This is a genomic window from Actinomadura sp. CNU-125, from assembly GCF_001942465.1.
GTDB lineage: Bacteria > Actinomycetota > Actinomycetes > Streptosporangiales > Streptosporangiaceae > Spirillospora.
Window position 1 is genome coordinate 1 of record NZ_MKJY01000442.1, and the last position, 2,667, is coordinate 2,667.

General features: G+C 77.3%; 1 protein-coding gene and 1 pseudogene. Both read left to right on the forward strand.

The annotated features are described in order from the left end of the window. Positions 1–118: 118 nt before the first annotated feature. Positions 119–955: pseudogene (locus BJF79_RS67730) on the forward strand (acyltransferase domain-containing protein); the annotation flags it as partial. Positions 956–1,151: 196 nt separating this feature from the next. Then, positions 1,152–2,667, forward strand: a 1,516-nt coding sequence (locus BJF79_RS54375; RefSeq protein WP_316043510.1) for a type I polyketide synthase, incomplete at its 3' end; no start/stop codon positions are given.

Below are 2,667 nucleotides of genomic sequence, written 5' to 3' on the forward strand. Positions count from 1 at the left end.
GCGCGAGGGCCTCGACGCGCTGGCCGCCGGACGGCCGTCGCCGCGCGCGGTGCGGGGGAAGGCGGCGGACGGCCCGGCGGCGTTCCTGTTCTCCGGCCAGGGGTCGCAGCGTCCGGGCATGGGCCGGGACCTGTACGCGGCGCTGCCCGCGTTCGCGGAGGCGCTCGACGAGGTGCTGGAGCATCTCGACGGCGAGCTGCGGGCGGCGATGTTCGCGGCGCCCGGCACCCCGGAGGCGGCGCTCCTGGAGCGCACCGACACGACCCAGCCGGCGCTGTTCGCGATCGAGGTCGCGCTGTACCGGGTGCTCGCGGGATGGGGCGTCGAGCCCGCGTACCTGCTGGGGCACTCGGTGGGCGAGCTGGCCGCCGCCCAGGTGAGCGGCGTGCTGTCGCTGCCGGACGCGTGCGCGCTGGTGACGGCGCGGGGACGGCTGATGCAGGCCGCCCGGGCCGGGGGCGCGATGGTGTCGATCCGCGCGGCGGCGGCGGACGTCGAGGCCGCGCTGCGGGACGGCGCGGCCATCGCGGCGATCAACGGCCCGGAGTCGACGGTGATCTCCGGCGACGAGGAGACCGTCCTCGCGATCGCCGCCGAATGGGACGAACGGGGACGCGCGACGCAGCGGCTGCGCGTGAGCCACGCCTTCCACTCGTCCCACATGGACCCGGCCCTGGAGGAGTTCCGCGCCGTCGCGGCGGGGCTGGCGTTCCGGCCCGCGCGGATCCCGATCGTCACGAACGTGACGGGCGCGGTCGCGTCCGACGCGGAACTGGCGTCCCCGGACCACTGGGTCCGGCACCTGCGCGGGACGGTGCGGTTCCACGACGGGCTCGCGACGCTGCGGGACGCCGGTGTCGCCACCTACGTCGAGGTCGGGCCGGACGCGGTGCTCGCCTCCCTGGCCCGCACCGCGCACGGCTCGGGCGCGACGGTGGTCCCGCTGCTGCGGCGGCGCCGTCCGGAACCGGAGACGCTGGTCACCGCGCTCGCGCAGGCGCACGCGGTGGGCGTGCCCGTCGCATGGGACCGGGTGTTCGCGGGACGCGACGCGCGGGTGCCGCTGCCGACCTACGCGTTCGAGACGCACCCCGCACTGGCTCGCGGACGACGCCCCCGCACCGGCCGCGGCAACCGCGGCCGGACCGGCGGTGGCCGCGGCCGGACCGGCGGGGCGGGCGCCGCGGAGGGGCGCGCGCGAGCTGACCGCGCTCGTCCTGGGAGCAGGCCGCGCTCGTGCTGGGCCACGACGGCGCGCGTCGATCGACCCGGAGCTGCCGTTCCAGGACCTCGGGTTCGACTCGATGCTCGGCGTCGAACTGAGCGAGCGCCTCGCCCGGGAAACGGGCGTCCCGCTGCCGGAGACCCTGGTGTACGAGAACCCGACGCCCGCCGCGGTGGCGCGGCGGCTCGCCGCCGACCTGAACGGCGACGCCCCCGGCGACGGCACCGAAGACGGCGGGGCGCCGCGGCGCGACGAGCCGATCGCGATCGTCGGCGTGGGCTGCCGGTTCCCGGGCGGCGCCGACACCCCGGACCGGTTCTGGGACCTGATCGCGTCCGGCACGGACGCCGTAGGCCCGTTCCCGTCCGACCGAGGCTGGGACCTGTCCACGCTGCTCGCCCCGGCACCGGCAACGGCGGGGCCGACGGCGACACCGGGCACACCAGGAAAGCCGGGCACGTTGGGTGCATCGGGGACGCCGGTAGCGCCGGCACCACCAAGAGGACCAGAAACACCGGAAGCACCGGCGGCACCCGGGACGTCGTACGTCGCGGCCGGGGGGTTTCTGCGGGACGCCGCCGCGTTCGATCCCGAGTTCTTCGGGATCAGTCCGCGCGAGGCCGTCGCGATGGACCCGCAGCAGCGGTTGCTGCTGGAGACGGCCTGGGAGGCGGTCGAGCGCGCCCGGATCGACCCGCGGTCGCTGCACGGCGGCCGGGTGGGCGTGTTCATGGGCGTGACGGCCGCGGACTACGGTCCGCGCCTGCACGAGCGGGACGCCGCGGGCGGGCACCTGCTGACGGGGACGGCGCCGAGCGTCGCGTCCGGCCGGATCGCCTACACGCTGGGTCTGCGGGGCCCGGCCGTCACCGTCGACACCGCGTGCTCGTCCTCGATGGTGGCGCTGCACCTCGCGGGGCAGGCGCTGCGGGGCGGCGAGTGCGACCTCGCGCTGGCGGGCGGCGCGGCGGTGCTGTCCAACCCCGGCATGTTCGTCGAGTTCAGCCGCCAGCGGGGGCTGGCCCCGGACGGGCGCTGCAAGCCGTTCTCCGCGGCGGCCGACGGGACGGCCTGGGCGGAGGGCGCCGGTGTGCTGCTGCTGGCGAGGCTGTCGGACGCCGTGCGCGACGGCCTGCCCGTCCTGGCGGTGGTCCGCGGGTCGGCCGTCAACCAGGACGGCGCCAGCAACGGGCTCACCGCGCCGAGCGGCGCCGCGCAGGAGGGCGTCATCCGGGCGGCGCTGGCCGCGGCGCGGCTGGCCCCCGGCGACGTCGACGCCGTGGAGGCGCACGGGACGGGCACCGTCCTCGGCGACCCGATCGAGGCGCGCGCGCTGCAGGCCGTCTACGGCCGTGACCGGGACGAGCCGCTGTGGCTGGGGTCGATCAAGTCGAACATCGGGCACACGCAGGCGGCGGCGGGCGTCGCGGGCGTCATCAAGA